Raw genomic sequence first — 16,711 nt, 5'->3', positions numbered from 1 at the left:
AGGATGTGTAATGACTGAAAAAATGCAGTATAAATGGGCGACTCTGGGAACAGGTGTTATTGCCAACGAATTGGTTCAGGCCTTGCAGGCTATGGGAGGAAATCTTTATTCGGTGGCTAACCGTACCTATGACAAGGGTGTGGAATTCGCGCAAAAATATGGCATCGAGAAAGTTTATCAGGAAATCGATGATGTGTTTGAGGATCCTGAAGTAGACATTATCTATATTTCTACGCCTCACAATACCCATATCAATTATTTGAGAAAGGCCTTGAAGGCTGGGAAGCATGTCCTCTGTGAAAAGTCTATTACGCTTAATTCAGAAGAATTAGCAGAAGCCATTCAACTGGCAGAAGAAAATCAGGTTATCCTGGCAGAAGCCATGACTATTTTCCACATGCCAATCTATCGTCAGTTGAGCGAAGTTGTTGCCAGTGGCAAGCTTGGAGATTTGAAGATGATTCAGATGAACTTTGGCAGCTACAAGGAATACGACATGACCAATCGCTTTTTCAATAAAAGCTTGGCAGGAGGCGCCCTCTTGGATATTGGTGTCTACGCACTGTCATTTGTCCGTTGGTTTATGACGGAAAAGCCAAATCAAGTCCTATCACAGGTCAAATTGGCTCCGACAGGTGTGGACGAGCAGGTAGGGATTTTGCTCAGCAATGATGCAGGAGAGATGGCGACCATCGCCCTGACCCTCCATGCCAAACAGCCAAAACGTGGAACGATTGCCTACGACAAAGGCTATATCGAACTCTACGAGTATCCTCGTGGTCAGAAAGCAGTCATTACCTATACTGAAGACGGTAGTCAAGAGGTAATCGAAGCGGGCGAGACAGCCAAGGCTCTTTCTTATGAAGTGGCGGATATGGAAAAAGCTGTCGCAGGCATCGAAAATACCATGCACCTAGCCTACACCCAAGATGTCATGGGCATTATGACCCAACTCCGTAAAGAATGGGGTTTGGTTTACCCTGAAGAGGTGTAGTAACGAATCCGAATGTGTATTTCGGGTCGGGCCAGTAAACAGGGAGCCTCATAAATAGTTTCTGACAAGCCATTAGCTGGTATTACTTTTTCAGAAAATGGGGAGGGAAATCTAGAAATATACAAATACACAGAAATCTTGTGTAGTAATCATATTATCAAACGCATAAAATCGATGTTACAGGCAACATGATTTTATGCGTTTTTGTGAATTGTAGAATTCTTACTTCTTTGGTGAATAATTTGTAAACGACCATTGATAAGAATTTACAAAGAAATTACAATCTATACTTAGATATTTTACGTAATTTTCATTGGAATTTGATGAAAATAGGTTAGACTAATTTTGGACTTAAGTCTGAATAATACCAAGGAGTTTTAAATGAAAAAGAAATCTACCTATCTTCAATGCGCAACGATCTTGTTTACTACTTCAGTGCTTCTTTTAGCAGCTTGCAGTAACCAAGCAAGTGTTAAATTAGATACTGAAGCTGTTAATGATGCAGCTTTAGCTGAGCAGACAGCGAATGGAAAAACAGTAGCCTTTTATGATACTAGTAGGGCTAAAACGGAGGATTATTCCAAGGTAAATGAAAATCAGGCCAAGTATGTTTTTCTTTTCATCGGAGATGGGATGGGGGTTACTCCCGTAACAGCTGCAGAGAATTATCTAGGCTATACCCAGACCAATAAGGGAGAAATTTACCCAGACAGGATGAATTTTACAGAGATGCCAGTTGTTGGTATGAAGACTCAATTCGACTGCCACTCTTTTATTCCAGACTCAGCCTCTACAGCGACTGCATTTGGGACAGGAATAAAAACTCAAACGGATACGGTGGGGCTTTCTGGAGACTTTAGTCAATCTGCAGATTCAGTGGCAGAAAAAGCTAAACGAGCAGGTAAAGCTGTTGGTATCATTTCCTCCGTGACTTTAAACCATGCAACACCTGCTGCATTTTATGCTAATGTAGAATCACGTAATTCATATTATGATATTGGCTTGCAAATGGCAGAGACAGACTTTGATTTTTTTGGTGGTGGTTCCCTCAAGCATCGAACAGGGAAGGAACAAGATCAAAAAGATCTATATACCATTTTAGAAGAACGTGGCTATACTATCGCAGATACCAAACAAGAAGCTGAGCAAATTACAGCAGATTCAAAGAAAGTGTATATGGTAGCTGAGGACTTGCAGGATGATGGTGCCATGACATATGCTATTGACCAAAACAGTGATAGCCAGACCTTGAAAGATGTCGTGGACAAAGGTATTGAAGTACTGTCAAATAATCCAGAAGGTTTCTTTATGATGGCAGAATCAGGGAAAATAGACTGGGCTGAGCATGCCAATGACGGAGTGACCACAATGGAAGAGGTCATTCAGTTTCAAGAAGCAATCCAGTCTGCAGTGGATTTTTACGATGAACATCCAGACGATACCTTGATTGTGGTAACTGCAGACCATTCTACAGGTGGTTTCACCATAGGAAATGGTTCAACTGGGTATGAGACCTATTTTGACCTCCTAACAAATCAAAAAGGTTCACAAGTTGCTTTCCAAGAGAAGGTAAAAAGTGCTCTTGAGACCAATCCAAATCTTTCATTTGAAGAATTTGCATCTCAGATTACAGCATTCTTCGGTCTAGTTCTTGATCCTAATGCCCCAGCAGAAACTGGTACAGAAGCAGCAGTTGAAGCCTATAAGGAGCAACAGGAGAGCAATCGTTTGATTTGCTCGCAAGAGGAATACCAGGAACTCAAAACTGCTTTTGAAGAAAGTAAGAAGGCAAGTGAAGAACAAAATGTCCAGTATGGTGGCTATGATCCAGTTTCCATTAAAGCTACCCATATTTTAGATAAAAAAGCAGGGTTAGCTTGGACAACGACGGCCCATGCGGGTGAAAAAGTACCAGTCTATGCTATGGGTTCTGGGGCCTATATGTTTGACGGGGAATTTGATGATACGGATGTCGCAGTTCGCTTGGGAGAAGCCATGGGCTTTAATGGAGAGGTAGCAGGTCCGAAAGACCAGATGGAAACAGAAACCAAGAAACCTGTTGGTGTTGGCCTAATTCCTCCTGCTTCTGGAAATGAATAATTTTAGCTTAGGCTCAAGCACAGGCTACTAGTCAGACTTGGGATCAACATTTTGTGCAGTGGTTGATTAGCTTTACTAGTCTGGGAGAATTAAACAGCTTTAGAAGAATTGTTTCAGCTAATCACTTTGAAATTTACATGTGACCAGATAAAGTCCGAACCTAGATACTAGGAAGTGAGGAAACACTCCTGGTCAGGTTGAGTTCTATCCTTTTTCCAAAATCTCTTCGTTTCTTAGGTTCGTATGACAATTTCATGACAGAATCCTTTTCTAGATTACAGAGTGAAAACATTTTGTTAAAAGACTGGTTTTAACCTTGTTTTTTAGCTTTGATTTATATAAGATGGAACCATTAAATTGGAAAAGGAATGAAAAATGAAACGTAAGAAGTTATCAAAATCACAATATATGCGCCGCAAGAGAAAAACACCTGTTATGAAAGCCAATAAGAAGGTGCTTTACACATCATCATTGGCCCTTTCATTATTTGCTACTGGGATTACAGCTCCAAATGTTTTTGCATTGGATTGGACTCCCCGTAGTGTAAGTGAGATTAGCCAAGAAATCGAAGATAAAGGCGGAAAATTAACCTATACCGTAAAGTATGGTGATACCTTAAGTGCGATTGCCGAGGCTATGAATATTGATTTGGATATTATAGCTCAGATTAACCAAATTGCAGATGTGAATTTGATTTTCCCTGATACAGTTTTGACTACGACGGTTGATCAAAATCATCAAGTAACGCAAATTGAAATTCAAGCACCTGTACAAGAAGAAGCTGCTGAAAATACTGTGCAAGCAACAGTCGATATTGCGGCTAATGAAATTACAGTAGATGATACAGTTATCCCACTGGAGTCAACGGATGCGCCTAGTTCATCAGCTTCAATTACAGAAGTTTCAGTTGAAACTCCAGTAGAGGAAGCACCGGTCACAGAAGTCCCTGTAGAAACCCCATTGGAAGAAGCCCCAGTAGAAGAAGTTCCAGTTACAGAAGTCTCAGTTGAAACTCCAGTGGAGGAAGCACCGGTCACAGAAGTCCCTGTAGAAACCCCATTGGAAGAAACCCCATTGGAAGAAACCCCATTGGAAGAAACTCCATTGGAAGAAACCCCATTGGAAGAAGTTCCAGTTACAGAAGTCTCAGTTGAAACTCCAGTGGAGGAAGCGCCAGTCACAGAAGGTCCGGCAAAAACTCCAGTAGAGGAAGCACCGGTCGCAGAGGTGAACTCTGTAGAGGCAGCCCCTGTGACTCCTACACCAGCCGCGTCAACTGCAACAACAGTTGCTACGGTTTCAACAACTTCATCAAGTACTACTAGTTCATATGATGTTGGACTCCAACCTCAGGTTGCAGCATTTCGAGCTGAAGTAACTAATGCCTTTGGAATCACGTCATTTTCAGGTTACCGTGCGGGTGACACAGGGGATCATGGTAAAGGATTGGCAATTGACTTTATGGTTCCTCAAAGTTCGGCTTTGGGTGATCAGGTCGCTGCATATGCTGCGGCTAATTTAGCATCGAAAAATATTAGTTATATCATTTGGAAACAACGATTCTACTCACCTTATGCTAGTATTTATGGACCAGCATATACATGGAACTTAATGCCAGATCGTGGAAGTATTACGGAAAACCACTATGATCATGTTCATGTGTCCTTTAATCAGTAAAATTGTAATAGCAAAAGCCAAACTCAAAGTGAGCTTGGCTTTTTGAATGTAAGCAATTAGATTAATACTTTCAAGAAAAGTTTGTTTTACATTATTTTGAAGAGGTTATTGGTTGCTTCGTAGTTTGCTGCCTTGATATCGTTTGTGAAGATAGCCATAGTGACTGCTTCAGGAGCAATGGAAATGTGGTTCTTGGCAACCGAGAAACCGATAATAAAGGTTCCATTCATGATAAACATAGGCTGGTTCCATTTCAATTCTACTGTTAGATTTGGAAATTCTTTCTGAATCTGTTCAAAGATTGGTTCTAATTTGAATTTTAAGATTGGGTTCTTAAAATTGCTCAAAAAAATTGGAGCATGAGGCTTCCTCTTCTTCATTTTTATCATGCTAAAACTAGAGAGGAGCATTGCCCCTCCTTAATCTTTTATCACCCCCAAATTGCTGTTGCTTGATAAGGTTTGAGAGTTATTGTTTTGCCTAGCTTACTATCAGGGTAATTGCTAATCAGGATATGTCCCTGTGCGTAGTTGTCTAGCAGTTCTATTTCAACCTCTTCCGGAAAGAAATTATTTAGGACAAGCAATTGTTCGCTATTTAACAAGCGCTCGAAGGCATAAACCTTGTTACTTTCATGATAGGCAGCTCGGTAGTCACCTTCGGAAATGATAGGAAGTTTTTTTCTGAGTCGAATCAACTCTTGGTAGAAGGTGAAGATTGGGCCATTTTTTTCATTTTCAACGTTTATCGTTGGGTAGGATTTACCAGCTTTTAGCCAAGGTGTAGCTGTTGAAAATCCGGCATTTTCGCTAGCATCCCATTGCATAGGTGTGCGAGAATTATCACGGGATTTTGCTTGAATAATTTTAAAGGCTTGTTCCGGACTATTGCCTTGATCCAGAAGCATTTGGTAGGCATTGATAGATTCCACGTCAACATAATCATCCATACTATTGTAATCAGGGTCAATCATGCCGATTTCTTCTCCCATATAGATGTAAGGAGTTCCCCGAGAAAGATGGATGGATGCAGCTAACATCGTCGCTCCTTCATTGCGGAAGTTTTCTATATCCACAAAGCGATTGAGGGCGCGGGGTTGATCGTGATTGTTGTAGAAAAGTGCGTTCCAGCCATTTCCGACTGACATCTCTTCGCCCCAAGTGTGGAAGAGGCGTTTGAGTTCCTCAAAGTCAAAGTCCTTAATGGTCCACTTTTGACCATCTTTGTAATCCACTTTCAGGTGGTGGAAGTTGAAGGCCATGGACAACTCTTTACGCTCAGGTGCTGTATATAATATACAGTTGTCAATGGTAGTCGCTGACATTTCACCGACTGTGATAAACCCTTCTTCACTACCGAAGGTTGCATTGTTCATCATTTTGAGATAGTCGTGGGTGATGGGGCGGTCTGTGTAGGCTGGTTTTCCATCATTAATAGGACAGTCTTCTAAGACTTCGTCCTTTCCGATGACATTAATAACATCAAAGCGGAATCCTTTAACACCTTTGTTTTTCCAGAAGTTGACAACCTTGAATAGCTCTTCACGAACAGATGGATTTCGCCAATTAAGATCAGCTTGCGTTACATCATAAAGGTGTAGATAGTATTTCCCAGTTGCTCCGAAAGGAGCCCATGCATTTCCACCAAACTTGGAAACCCAGTCAGTGGGTTGGTCTCTCAAGATAAAGAAATCCTGGTAGTATTTGTCTCCAGCCAAGGCTTTTTGGAACCATTCGTGGTCTGTCGAGCAGTGGTTAAGGACCATGTCTAGCATGAATTCAATTCCTAATTTCTGACCAACGGCTACCATCTCTTCAAAGTCCTCCATTGTACCAAAATCAGGGTTTACTGCGGTATAGTCTGATATATCATAGCCGTTATCTCGTTGTGGACTTGGATAGAAAGGGTTGAGCCAAATCATATCAATGCCTAGCTCTTTTAGATAAGGAAGTTTTTCGATAATCCCCCGTAGATTCCCAACACCATTTCCAGTTGTGTCCTTGTAAGATTTTGGGTAGATTTGATAAACTACTTTACGCTTGTCTATTGTCATTTCGCTCTCTCTTTCTTGTTTTTCTTGGTTGATAAGCAATGATAGGAGGTGCAAGCTATCTTGCGCCCTCCTAGAACATTAATTCTTTGTAATTGTCAGAATGGTCTCGCCTTGTGTGATTGTACGAGGAAGATTTCCGATAACTTGAGTGTCAAAGTCGGTTTGATTTGTCACAATGATAGGTGTTTCAGTGATCAATCCGGCAGCTTTAATTACGTCAATATCAAAACTAATTAGAAGATCCCCAGCCTTCACTTTGTCACCTTGTTTGACATGGGCTGTAAAACCTTTTCCTTCTAAACCAACAGTATCCATACCGATGTGCATCAGCAGTTCAATACCAGTTGAAGTTGTAATACCAATCGCGTGGAAAGTTGGGAAGAGTACAGAGACCTCCCCGTCTACAGGAGCGAAAAGCTTGCCTTCACTCGGGTCAATTACAATTCCTTTTCCCATTACACCAGATGAAAATACTGGATCAATAGCTTGTGATAAGTCTCTTGCTTCACCAGTTAGCGGACTAATAAGCTGGATAGGTGTATCAACAACGGTCGAAGGAACAGAAGCAGCTTCTTGTGCAGCTTGCAGTTTTTCGTCTTCTGCTTTAGTTAAAATACCTGCTTTACGGAAGAAGAATGTTAATACAAATGGAATAGCAATCGCAACAGCCATTGCAAAAGTAAATGGTAACCAATATTGTGCTTTAATAGCCAAAATACCTGGAAGTCCACCGACACCAATTGCGTTGGCAGTGATATTCAACGAAGTTGAAATGAGACCTGCTAAACCAGAACCAATCAAACCAGCCACGAATGGATATACATATTTAACGTTTACACCAAAGAGAGCAGGTTCAGTTACACCGAGGTAGGCAGAAATAGCCGCAGGAAGTGAAATTTGTGCTTCTTTTTCGTTGTGTCGGTTCATAAAATAGTATGCCAATACAGCAGAACCTTGTGCAATGTTAGAAAGAGCAATCATTGGCCATAAGCCAGTTCCCCCAGCATCAGCAATCAACTGAGTATCGATAGCATTTGTCATATGGTGGAGTCCAGTAATAACAAACGGGGCGTAAAGTGCACCAAAGATTGCACCAAATACAGCTTTAAATGGACCTGTTAAACCAGCCAAAACAACCGTTGATAAGGCTTGACCAAGTGTCCAACCAAGAGGGCCAAGGATTGTATGAGCTAGAATAATAGCAGGTATCAATGAAAGAAATGGAACAAAAATCATTGATACAACTTCTGGGATGCGTTTACGCCAGAAAATTTCTAGATAAGAGAGTGATAGACCCGCAAGCAAGGCTGGAATAACTTGAGCTTGGTAACCGATACGGTTGATGGTAAAACTACCAAAATTCCATACCCAATCACTAGCAATCGTTGTAGCATCAGTACCTGGAACAGCGTAAGCATTGAGCAATTGTGGAGAAACCAAACAGATACCCAGTACAATACCGAGAATTTGAGTTGTTCCCATTTTACGAGAAACAGACCAGGTAATTCCTACAGGTAAAAAGTGGAAGATTGCTTCACCTGGTAGCCATAAGAAATGGTTAACACCGTTCCAGAATGGAGATACCATAGTGATGGTGTTCCAGACGGGGTTTCCATCGGCATCAAATACCTTAACTCCATCAGCAACTTGTTGTCCTAACCATGGCATCCCAACCGCTTCAAGAACGTTACGGAAACCAAGGATAAGACCACCTACGATAATAGCTGGAATAATCGGTGTGAAAATTTCAGCTAACATCGTCATGACACGTTGAATGGCATTTTGATTACTCTTAGCAGCTGTTTTTGCGGCTTCTTTAGATACACCTTCAATACCAGATACGGCGGTGAAGTCATTATAGAAAACCGGCACATCGTTGCCAATGATAACTTGGAATTGACCTGCGTTTGTAAATGTACCTTTTACGGTAGGAATATTTTCAATTGTTTTAACATCTGCTTTGCTTTCGTCAGCTAAAACAAAACGCATACGAGTTGCACAGTGTGTCACCGCGGTGACATTTTCTTTTCCGCCTATGGCTTTCAAGAGTTCCTGGGCTTCATGTTGATATTTTCCCATTATTTTTCCTCCTCAGTGGCAAAATCTGCCACCACCTAAATTTTTCCAATATATAAATAATTGGTTAAATTATTTATATAAACTTACGATATTTGTACGGACAAATATATTTCAAAAATATTGTATACGATTTCATAAAATAATGCAAGCGTTTTTACTCATTTTTTTAAAAAATTTGTTATAATATTCTAGTTGTATGATAAAAAACAGACTAATGTTGGAGTAATAAAATGAAAAAATATCAAGAAATATATAATGATTTAAAAGAGAAAATACGAACAAATGTCTATCCTGCTGAGACTTCTTTACCAACTGAACAACAATTGCAAGAAATGTATCAAGTTAGCCGAGATACTGTTCGAAAAGCACTGGCTATTCTGACAGAACGCGGAATGATTCAAAAAGTTCAAGGAAGAGGTTCTCTAGTTTTAAAACAGGAACTATTGAATTTTCCTATTTCTGGCTTAACTTCGTATCAAGAATTGACGGATGCTTTGCAGTTGCAGTCAGATACAGCGGTTGTTGATTTGGAGCTCATTACAGTAAATAGTAATTTATCTCAATTAACAGGATTTGAACCATTTAGTAAAGTATGGAAAATTGTACGTACAAGGTCCATAGATGGAAAGATTTCAGTAGTTGATACGGATTACCTCTCTTCAGATATTGTTCCGAAGATGGATAAAGAAATCGCAAAAGGTTCAATCTATCAATATTTAGAAAAAGAACTAAAATTGGATATATCCTATGCTCAAAAAGAAATTACGGTTGAACCAACCAGTTGGGAAGAACGTGAATTGATGAAGACTCAAGATGATTACTTGGTATTGATAAAATCAAGAGTTTTTCTAAGTGATACACAACAATTTCAATATACTGAAAGCAAGCATAAAATTGATAAATTCCGCTTTGTGGATTTTGCTCGTAGAAAGCATTCACTATAGTAAGAATTAGCCAAAAATAGGTTTTTACGTTATAATAGATGGAAGATGAGGGGAAATATGGCAAATTTAAATCGATATAAATTTACTTTTGGCGAAAAGCAACTGACTTTAACGACAGAGCATGATAATCTTTTTATGGAAGAAATTGAACGAGTTGTTCAAGAAAAATATCAAGCATTAAAAGAAAAAATGCCTACTGCGGATTCTGAAACTCTAGCCCTTTTATTGGCAATTAACGCACTATCTGTACAGTTGACACGCGAAATAGCTTTTGAAAAGACCGAGGCTGAGTTGGCAAGCCTGAAAGCCAAAGATAAAGTTTCAAAAGAAAATGTGACCTTGGTTGATTTGGATGAACTTGAGGAAAAAGTATGATTACACTAGCAATCATTTTCATTCTAGTATGGAGTTTTTATATCGGATATAGCAGAGGTATAGTGTTACAAACTTTCTATGGTTTAGGAACTATTGTTTCATTAATGGTTGCATCTGCACATTTCATGAAGTTGGCACAATTTTTATACCTCTGGGTTCCGTTTGCAAATGCAACTCAGGGAAGTTATAACTATTTCTTTGATGAGAAGTATCTTTTTGACTTAGATAAGGTTTTTTATGCGGGGTTATCATTTTTGCTACTCTATGTAGCTGTTTATGCCTTGGTTCGTTTTATAGGAATTTTTATCCATCTTTTAGAAGGTTTTAATCCAAATACTCAGTTGAGCAATCTCATCAGTGGCATTGTAGCGGTTATGGTAACCTTTATTTCCCTGCAGATTGTGATGGTTCTATTGTCTAGTATTCCACTTGCAGTGGTGCAAGAGAAGCTTCATAGTAGTTTTCTTGCCAATTTCATGATTCAATACACACCATTCACTAGTAGTTTTTTTAAATCTCTCTGGTTGAGTAATATTACAGGGTAAGGGAGACCTTATCCTTTTTATCATCATTTATACTCTTCGAAAATCAAAAGCAGACGTTGTTGACTTGATGTGATGAGTGTCAAGCTCCAGTGGAGCTTGACAGCCCGCTACCATAAATAAGAAAGTGGCAGGAGTATATCTGCGCATGGAGAAACGAACTTCGTTCGCTCTATCTCCAACCTCCAAATATTTCCCAAGCCTTTGGAGCTAGTCTGATTTTTATTGAGTATTAGTTGACTGTTATACCTTTAATGTAAGAGACTGGGAAAAACTATATTTTTATCTTATATTGTTTTGATAATGAGATAAAGCTAAGGAAAAGACTAAGTAGGAACATATGAATAATAAGATTATTGAAACCCTTGAATTTCACAAGGTAAGACAAAAAATTGAGCCCTATCTCTTGACGGAACAGGGCTTTGAAGAATTGCGACAGTTGGAACCCATGGTGGAAGTTCACCGTATCCAGCAGGCCTTTAACGAGTTGACAGACATAGCGCAGATTTTTGTAGAAAATCCCTATTTCAGTCTGGCTGCTACTAGTGACATCGGTCCAGCTATGCGTCGTTTGGAGCTAGATACCGATCTTAATATCACTGAGTTACTAGCAGTGAAAAAAATATTGGAAGTTTCTAAGTCTCTCTTGGATTTTTATGAAAACCTGGAAAATATCAGTCTTACCCAGCTGGATAAACTCTTTGAAAAGATTGAGCTTTTTCCACATTTACAAGGCTCCCTCCAATCCATCAATGATGCGGGGTTTGTAGAGGATTTTGCTTCAGAAAAGCTGGGGCGTATTCGTAGAAAAATCCATGAAACCGAACACCAAGTACGTCAGGTCATGCAGGATATTCTAAAAAACAAGAGCGATATGCTGTCCGATAGCATTTTGGCAAGCCGTAATGGACGCAATGTACTTCCTGTCAAAAATACCTATCGCAATAAAATTGCAGGGGTTGTCCATGACATTTCTGCTTCGGGTTCGACCGTTTATATTGAGCCGCGGGCAGTGGTGACCCTGAACGAAGAAATCAGTCATCTGCATGCAGAAGAACGCCATGAGATCAATCGAATTTTGCAGGAAATGTCAGATATGCTTCGACCTCATAGTGGTATTCTCCGAAATAATGCTTGGATCATCGGTCATCTTGATTTTGTCCGTGCTAAACATGTCTTTGCGCGTGATCATCAAGCGATTGTACCAATCTTGTCAGAAAAACAAGACATAGCATTACTGAATGTTCGACATCCGCTCATTGCTGATCCTGTACCAAATGACCTGTATTTCGGTAGTCAGTTGACGGCTATCGTGATAACAGGTCCCAACACAGGTGGTAAGACCATCATGCTCAAAACCTTGGGATTGACCCATTTGATGGCTCAGTCTGGTTTGCCTATTTTGGCTGATAAGGGTAGTCGGGTAGCTATCTTCAAAGAAATTTTTGCGGATATTGGGGATGAACAGTCGATTGAGCAGAGCTTATCAACCTTCTCCAGTCACATGACCCACACGGTGGAGATTTTAAGAGCAGCTGATCAAGATTCTCTCATTCTATTTGACGAGTTGGGAGCTGGGACAGATCCGCAAGAGGGTGCGTCTTTGGCTATGGCAATCTTAGATGACCTTCGTTTGCGGGGGATCAAGACCATGGCAACCACCCACTATCCTGAGCTCAAGGCCTATGGGATAGAAACCTCTGGTATTGAAAATGCCAGCATGGAATTTGATACCAATAGCCTACGGCCAACTTATAAGTTTATGCAGGGTGTTCCTGGGCGGTCCAATGCCTTTGAAATAGCCCGTCGTTTGGGCTTGTCAGACATCATTATCCAGTCGGCTCAGTCTTGGACGGATACAGATAGTGATGTGAACCGAATTATTGAAAAATTGGAAAGCCAAACGGTTGAAAGCCGTCGTCGCCTAGACAAGATTCGTGATGTGGAGCAAGAAAACTACAAGATGAACCGAGCCCTTCGCAAGCTCTATGACGAACTCAATCGTGAGCGGGAAAATGAGCTCAACAAGGCACGCTTGGAAGCCAAGGAAATTGTAGATATGGCATTGGCAGAAAGCGAGGAGATTCTTAAAAATCTTCATGCTGCAGCCAGTCTTAAGCCCCACCAGATTATCGAAGCCAAGGCAGAGCTGAAAAAGTTGGTGCCTGAAGTGGTGGATCTATCTAAAAATAAGGTTCTGAAGAAAGCTAAAATTCAGCGGGAGGCCAAGGTGGGCGATGACATTACCGTTACAGCTTATGGACAACGTGGGACCCTGACCAATCAGCTTAAAGATGGACGTTGGGAAGCTCAGGTTGGCTTGATTAAGATGACCTTGGCCAAAGATGAGTTTGAGTTAGTCAAGGCGGAAAAGGCAGAGCAACCTAAGAAACGCCAGGTTCATACAGTTAAACGTGCCAATGTACGAGGACCAAAAGCCCGCTTAGATCTCCGTGGCAAACGCTACGAAGAGGCTATGATGGAGCTGGATGAATTTATCGACCAAGCCCTTCTCAACAATCTGGCACAAGTCGATATTGTTCACGGTATTGGTACTGGAGTTATCCGAGAAGGGGTGACAAAGTACCTTCGTCGAAACAAGCAAGTCAAGGAGTTCGGCTATGCCCCACAAAATGCAGGTGGATCAGGCTGTACTATTGTGACGTTTAAGTAAAATAATAAGGTATAGATGAATAATATCAGGTGATATAGTATTGCCCAAGTAATTGGGATATTTCAGTACTTCAACTGGAACTGATAAATAGTGGATTCCATCTAATTCTTTATGCAACTGCGGTCATGCTCAAGTTGACTATAAAGCTAAACAACTTATTTTTCTAAAAATATGACTCACATTATCCTCCGTAGCAAAAATTCGCATTCTCTCTTCATTTGGTGTAGAATAATAGTACAAAAAAAGAAACGGAGAATTGTATGGTTCAAGTTGTTACAGATGCAAACTTTGAAGTTGAAACACAAGAAGGCGTAGTCCTTGTTGACTTTTGGGCACCATGGTGTGGCCCTTGTCGTATGCAAGCACCAATCTTGGAACAATTAGATGGTGAAGTGGACGAAGACGAATTACGTATTTATAAAATGGATGTAGATGAAAATCCAAACACAGCTCGTCAGTTTGGTATCATGTCTATCCCAACACTTCTGTTCAAAAAAGATGGACAAGTTGTAAAACAAGTTGCTGGTGTTCATACGAAGGAGCAAATCAAAGCGATTTTAGCTGAAATTGGCTAATTGAAAATGAAAGCAAGTAGTGGGCTCAGATTCGCTGCTTGTTTTTTTCACAACTGAAAGCATGTTCAAAAAAACGGATTGTGAAGGTTGACACAAGATATTATAATAACCTTATCTTTGTCAACTATTAGTTACAAACCATTAAATCTCTATCGTCAGTTTAAATCAGCAGCTCAAGAGTTTCCAAATGTTACCATTTATTTTGACCAACCCTATGCATCCTTCTCTGAATTAGGATTGGAAAATACCTATCAAACCGTTTTTGAGGCCATTCAAAAAAGAGCTGCCCAATTTGCAGAGGCAGGTATTGTTGGCTATGGAGACAAGGTGGTTCTGTATAAGAGCCCAGCTTTCGACACCTATTTGGTAGCAGTAGCGGTAACGGCATTGGGTGCTGTTCCTGTTATGATTTCCTATCATTTGCCATCTTCGAATTTAGATGTGTTTGCGGAGCGATTGGAAAAGTCTTTCATTCTCTACGACCAAGAAACGGAAGAACGTGTAGCAGGAGTGACTCGAACTGACCTGGTAACAAAGGTATTTTTACCCCAAGTCCTAGTGCAAGAAACAGTTGCTTTTGAAGAAAATCTCCTGCCAGAAGATGTCATTCAATACATGACCCATACTTCAGGAACGACAGGTGTTCCAAAATTAATCTGCCACACAGCACAGACCATGGGTTGGCGAGTAGCTTGGCAACAAACTATTTTTGACAAGATGACGGAGAGAGGCTTGCTGGCCTTCCATATCTCTCCTGTTCATTCACGCTATAATATCAGCGTGTCGTCGGCGATTGGGTTAGGATTCCCCCTCTACCCGCTTTCTTCTGCAAGAAAAGATGATCTTGAACGGGCGCTTGCTCTTCATCGTCCAAGTGCTCTGGAAACCCATCCTAATAACTTTGTCCAATGGGCAAGATTGGCCAAGGAAAAACCAGAGGTCTTTAGTAGCATTCGTTATTACCATTCGACCTTTGATGCTATCAATATTGGTACGCTTCGCGCCTTCTTGGAGGCTTCTAAAGAGCAACTTCCAGTCTTTATGCAGGTTTATGGTCAAAGTGAATGTGGTCCAATGATTTTACGTTACCATCACTTGGAAAATCTAGGAACAGTTAGTGGACGAGATATGGGGATTGGTCTGGAAGGTTACACAGAAGCACGCATCACAGATGCCCAAGGGAATCCTCTCCCAGCTGGAGAAAACGGCCACATTCAGTTCCTGTCAAAAGGACGTGCTGTGACCTACTATAAAGAAGATGCCCGCTTCCAAGATAATGTGTACGGTGCTTGGCGGGATAGTGGTGACTACGGCTGCATGAATCCAGAGGGTACACTTCTTCTAAAAGACCGTCAGGTTGACCTCATTGAGCATATCGGCAGCATCCTTGCCTTGGAAGATGTATTGTTGGAAAAATTGGACTTTTTATCAGAAGTCGTGATTATCCGCGATATCAATGGTGCACCGCAGCCGATTATCGCTCTGGCAGACGATGCTGAGATGAACTGGGAAGCTTGGTGGGCCATGGTTGCAGACCTACCACTATTGAAAGAAACCATCTTGATGGCTTATGACGTCATTCCACGTACTGCGACTATGAAGGTTCAACGCCTCAAAATGGAGGCAGAAATGAAAGAAAAAAATCTGTAAGAGTAACGAAACCACGCTTGCAGATAAGAAGGAGTTCACATGAAAGAAATTTATCTAGCAGGCGGTTGTTTCTGGGGAATGGAAGGCTACTTTTCCCAGATCGATGGTATTCTTGACACCAGCGTTGGCTATGCCAATGGACAGGTGGAGACGACCAATTATCAACTCCTCAAACAAACAGACCACGCAGAGACGCTCTATCTAGCCTATGATGAGACTCGTATCAATTTGCGGGAAATTCTCCTCTACTATTTCCGTGTCATTGATCCCTTCTCTGTCAATCAGCAGGGACCTGACAAGGGGCGCCAGTATCGGACTGGTATCTATTATACAGATGAGGTTGATTTGCCGACCATCGAGCAAGTCATGACGGAGCAGTCCCAGCTCTTTGGTGGACGCCCCCTAGCCGTTGAAGTGGAGCCACTCGCGCATTACATCCCCGCCGAAGATTACCATCAGGATTATTTGAAGAAAAATCCCCAAGGGTACTGCCATATCGATCTTGGGCAGGCAAAAATCCCTCTGATTGATGTTGCAGACTACCAAAAGCCAGACCAGCAAGTCTTAAAAGACAGCTTGACCGACCTCCAGTATCGAGTCACTCAAGAAGCTGCGACGGAAAGACCCTTCGAAAATGAGTTTTGGAATAGTGAACAAGCTGGCATCTACGTCGATATTACGACTGGCGAGCCGCTCTTTCTCTCGACGGACAAATTCGATTCAGGTTGCGGCTGGCCCTCCTTTACCAAACCAATCAGCAAAGAAGTTGCGACTTATTTCCAAGATAAGTCCCATGGCATGAACCGTATTGAAGTCCGTAGTCGGGCTGGTCATGCTCATTTAGGTCATGTCTTTGATGACGGACCGCGTGATAAAGGCGGTCTCCGTTACTGTATCAACTCAGCAGCCCTTCGTTTCATACCGAGAGAGGAAATGGAAGAAGCAGGATATGGACTGTTTTTAGATATTCTTTCTTGATTTTTCTGAAAATTCTCTTGATTTTTTCTTGAAATAGGATTAAAATATAGGCAAGATAAAACTGAATAAC

General features: G+C 41.1%; 13 protein-coding genes. 10 read left to right on the top strand and 3 right to left on the bottom strand.

Features of this window, described 5'->3' with window-relative positions; all coding sequences use genetic code 11:
- Nucleotides 1-10 precede the first annotated feature (10 nt).
- The 3 genes from D2A30_09165 to D2A30_09155 all read left to right on the top strand — a co-directional run bounded on the left by D2A30_09165 (nt 11) and on the right by D2A30_09155 (nt 4,771).
- Nucleotides 11-994 carry a gfo/Idh/MocA family oxidoreductase gene (locus D2A30_09165; GenBank protein ULL21721.1) on the top strand — a complete coding sequence of 328 codons (984 nt, stop codon included), beginning with the start codon at nt 11-13 and terminating at the stop codon, nt 992-994.
- Between the two features lie 381 nt (nt 995-1,375).
- Nucleotides 1,376-3,094 (top strand): alkaline phosphatase, encoded by a 1,719-nt coding sequence (locus D2A30_09160; protein ULL21720.1) that lies wholly within the window; start codon nt 1,376-1,378, stop codon nt 3,092-3,094.
- Between the two features lie 375 nt (nt 3,095-3,469).
- On the top strand, nt 3,470-4,771 hold the full coding sequence (locus tag D2A30_09155) for a LysM peptidoglycan-binding domain-containing protein (GenBank protein ID ULL21719.1): 1,302 nt from the start codon (nt 3,470-3,472) through the stop codon (nt 4,769-4,771).
- Nucleotides 4,772-4,857: 86 nt separating this feature from the next.
- Here D2A30_09155 and D2A30_09150 read toward each other — a convergent pair whose 3' ends face one another.
- The 3 genes from D2A30_09150 to D2A30_09140 all read right to left on the bottom strand — a co-directional run bounded on the left by D2A30_09150 (nt 4,858) and on the right by D2A30_09140 (nt 8,903).
- Entirely contained in the window at nt 4,858-5,181 is a 324-nt protein-coding gene (locus D2A30_09150) for an iron chaperone (protein ULL21718.1), read from the bottom strand.
- A gap of 20 nt (nt 5,182-5,201) precedes the next feature.
- A complete protein-coding gene (treC, locus tag D2A30_09145; GenBank protein ID ULL21717.1) occupies nt 5,202-6,824 on the bottom strand; it encodes an alpha,alpha-phosphotrehalase in 1,623 nt (540 codons plus the stop codon).
- Between the two features lie 78 nt (nt 6,825-6,902).
- Nucleotides 6,903-8,903, bottom strand: a complete 2,001-nt coding sequence (locus D2A30_09140; GenBank protein ULL21716.1) for a PTS trehalose transporter subunit IIBC — start codon at nt 8,901-8,903, stop codon at nt 6,903-6,905.
- Nucleotides 8,904-9,133: 230 nt separating this feature from the next.
- Between D2A30_09140 and treR the strand changes: the two genes are divergently transcribed.
- From treR to msrB, 7 genes are all read left to right on the top strand, one after another.
- Entirely contained in the window at nt 9,134-9,847 is a 714-nt protein-coding gene (gene treR, locus D2A30_09135) for a trehalose operon repressor (protein ID ULL21715.1), read from the top strand.
- 57 nt (nt 9,848-9,904) lie between these two features.
- Nucleotides 9,905-10,222, top strand: a complete 318-nt coding sequence (locus D2A30_09130; protein ID ULL21714.1) for a hypothetical protein — start codon at nt 9,905-9,907, stop codon at nt 10,220-10,222.
- Nucleotides 10,219-10,767, top strand: coding sequence for a CvpA family protein (locus D2A30_09125; GenBank protein ULL21713.1), 549 nt, complete (start codon nt 10,219-10,221; stop codon nt 10,765-10,767). Before D2A30_09130 ends, D2A30_09125 begins: the two co-directional genes overlap by 4 nt.
- Nucleotides 10,768-11,104: 337 nt before the next feature.
- The gene (locus D2A30_09120) at nt 11,105-13,438 is read left to right on the top strand and encodes an endonuclease MutS2 (GenBank protein ULL21712.1); all 2,334 of its coding nucleotides are present in this window, start codon (nt 11,105-11,107) and stop codon (nt 13,436-13,438) included.
- Between the two features lie 260 nt (nt 13,439-13,698).
- Entirely contained in the window at nt 13,699-14,013 is a 315-nt protein-coding gene (gene trxA / locus D2A30_09115) for a thioredoxin (GenBank protein ULL21711.1), read from the top strand.
- A 117-nt stretch (nt 14,014-14,130) separates the two neighbouring features.
- Nucleotides 14,131-15,663: an acetate--CoA ligase gene (locus tag D2A30_09110; protein ID ULL22029.1), complete on the top strand. Its 1,533-nt coding sequence runs from the start codon at nt 14,131-14,133 to the stop codon at nt 15,661-15,663.
- Nucleotides 15,664-15,702: 39 nt separating this feature from the next.
- Nucleotides 15,703-16,641, top strand: a complete 939-nt coding sequence (msrB, locus tag D2A30_09105; GenBank protein ID ULL21710.1) for a peptide-methionine (R)-S-oxide reductase — start codon at nt 15,703-15,705, stop codon at nt 16,639-16,641.
- The last annotated feature ends 70 nt before the right edge of the window (nt 16,642-16,711 follow it).

This window comes from Streptococcus suis (assembly GCA_022354845.1).
Lineage (GTDB): Bacteria > Bacillota > Bacilli > Lactobacillales > Streptococcaceae > Streptococcus > Streptococcus suis_AA.
The sequence above is the reverse complement of the archived record's forward strand: the minus strand, read 5'-3'. Positions and strand labels throughout refer to the sequence as shown.

Coding starts and splice junctions, on each gene's coding strand:
- D2A30_09165 (ULL21721.1), top strand. CDS start 11: ATGACTGAAAAAATGCAGTATAAATGGGCGACTCTGGGAACAGGTGTT.
- D2A30_09160 (ULL21720.1), top strand. CDS start 1,376: ATGAAAAAGAAATCTACCTATCTTCAATGCGCAACGATCTTGTTTACT.
- D2A30_09155 (ULL21719.1), top strand. CDS start 3,470: ATGAAACGTAAGAAGTTATCAAAATCACAATATATGCGCCGCAAGAGA.
- D2A30_09150 (ULL21718.1), bottom strand. CDS start 5,181: ATGCTCCTCTCTAGTTTTAGCATGATAAAAATGAAGAAGAGGAAGCCT.
- treC (ULL21717.1), bottom strand. CDS start 6,824: ATGACAATAGACAAGCGTAAAGTAGTTTATCAAATCTACCCAAAATCT.
- D2A30_09140 (ULL21716.1), bottom strand. CDS start 8,903: ATGGGAAAATATCAACATGAAGCCCAGGAACTCTTGAAAGCCATAGGC.
- treR (ULL21715.1), top strand. CDS start 9,134: ATGAAAAAATATCAAGAAATATATAATGATTTAAAAGAGAAAATACGA.
- D2A30_09130 (ULL21714.1), top strand. CDS start 9,905: ATGGCAAATTTAAATCGATATAAATTTACTTTTGGCGAAAAGCAACTG.
- D2A30_09125 (ULL21713.1), top strand. CDS start 10,219: ATGATTACACTAGCAATCATTTTCATTCTAGTATGGAGTTTTTATATC.
- D2A30_09120 (ULL21712.1), top strand. CDS start 11,105: ATGAATAATAAGATTATTGAAACCCTTGAATTTCACAAGGTAAGACAA.
- trxA (ULL21711.1), top strand. CDS start 13,699: ATGGTTCAAGTTGTTACAGATGCAAACTTTGAAGTTGAAACACAAGAA.
- msrB (ULL21710.1), top strand. CDS start 15,703: ATGAAAGAAATTTATCTAGCAGGCGGTTGTTTCTGGGGAATGGAAGGC.